The following is a 1,884-nucleotide window of genomic DNA, read 5'->3' on the forward strand; positions in this document are numbered from 1 at the left end:
TCACTGTACAGGGAGATAATATTAACCTCTTAGAAGCATTAGGAATGGCGGGCGATATGACTGTTTATGGCAAAAGGGAAAATATTTTAGTGATCAGACAACAGGATGGTCAAAGGGTCATGAAAAGACTTAACCTGAACAATCAGGATGTGATGGATTCTCCATTCTTTTATCTGAAACAAAACGATGTCGTATATGTAGAGCCTGATAAATCAAAAGCGATTGAATACAGTCCCAATACACGCATTATGCCAGTGGTAATTGCTTCTATATCAGCAGTTGCAGTATTAATCACAGCTGTTCTTCGTCGATAAACGTCTCTTAAAACATTATATCATGCTTAAACAAAGTACAAATGGTGGCGCAAAAGATTTTGCAGAAACTATGACAAGATTTGCCAGAAACTGGCACTATTTCTTAATCAGTATCATTATTTCTATGGCTGCCGTATATGCTTTTCTATACGTTACCCCACCAAAATATAAAGTGAGCAGCACACTTTTAATCTCTGATGATAAAAATGGTGCAGCAATGTCTAATAGTACCGCTTTTAGTGATCTTAATATGTTTCAAACGGTTAAAACGGTTGATAATGAAATTGAGATCTTAAGATCGAGAGATCTGATTTTTAAAGTATTGAAAAAACTAAATCTAGAAACTGCCTACTTTAAAAAAGAAGGGATTAGAGAAAAAGAGCTTTACGGAAAAACGTCTCCACTTGTAGTTACTGCTATCAGTTTAAAAAATGGTGCTTACGGAAGAAAAATTAACGTTTCTTATCTGGATGAAATCTCTTACATCATTCAGGATAGCTTAAAAACAAATATTGTAAAGTATGGCGATACCATTAATACCAAAAACTACGCGATTAAAATAGATAAGGGACCAGCATATAAAACCGAATTTGGTAAAATTAGACTTCAGTTTAAAAACTTATATAAAATGACCGAGGCTTATAACCTGGTTTCATTAAAAATAGTTCCGGTTGTTAAAGATGCCAATACCATTACCATTAGTTTGAACGATGTGGTTCCTCAGCGGGGAATTGATATTCTTAACGATCTGATCGAAACTTATAACATCAATAACGTTAATAATAAAAATACCATTGCCCGTAATACCATTAAATTTATCGATAACCGCCTAAAATACCTGGTTGCAGATCTTACAGGTACTGAAGAGGACGTAGAAAACTACAAACAACAAAATCGTGTTACCGATGTTAATATGGATGCGCAGATGAATGCTGCACGTTCAGGAGAGTATAATCAGTTACTTGAAACATCATCAGTGCAGCTGAGGATATTACGGTCTATCGAAAATTATTTCAGAGGCAAACAAAGCCAATATAACCTGGCGCCAAGTGCAATGGGCTTAAAAGACCCGATTTTGAATTCGTTGATTTCAAAATTTAACGATCTTCAACTGGAAAGAAATAGGATGTTACGTACCGCTAATGCAGAAAATCCTTTGGTACTCAACCTTAACGAGCAGATAGCAACCTTAAAAACCAATATCTTAGAAAACTTATCTAGTATTAAACAAGGTTTCGTTATTGAAAGAAACAACCTGAGCGCCAACTACTCTCAATTCGATAATAAAATTAAATCTGTACCTACTATAGAGCGTGGCTTATTAGAAAGAAGCCGTGAACAAAGTGTAAAATCGGGTTTATATAAGTATTTGCTGCAAAAAAGAGAGGAAACTGCATTATCGCTTTCTGCAACCGTTCCTACTTCACAGGTGGTAGATAAACCGGCTTACAACACTATTCCTAATAGCCCTAAACAACCACTTTTATATCTGTGTGGATTCATTTTTGGTTTTTTTGTTCCAGCTGGAGTAATTTACGCAAAAGGATTTTTCAACAATAAGGTACAGGAT

2 protein-coding genes are annotated in these 1,884 nt (G+C 35.2%); both read left to right on the forward strand.

Annotation, left to right across the window (positions count from 1 at the left end):
- Positions 1–314 (forward strand): polysaccharide biosynthesis/export family protein (locus AC1DND_RS26885; protein WP_477585791.1); only part of this gene is annotated, 314 nt, incomplete at its 5' end.
- Positions 315–336: 22 nt separating this feature from the next.
- A partial coding sequence (locus tag AC1DND_RS26890) for a GumC family protein (RefSeq protein WP_477585793.1) occupies positions 337–1,884 on the forward strand: 1,548 nt, incomplete at its 3' end.

It is taken from the genome of Pedobacter sp. 01N416, from assembly GCF_056399685.1.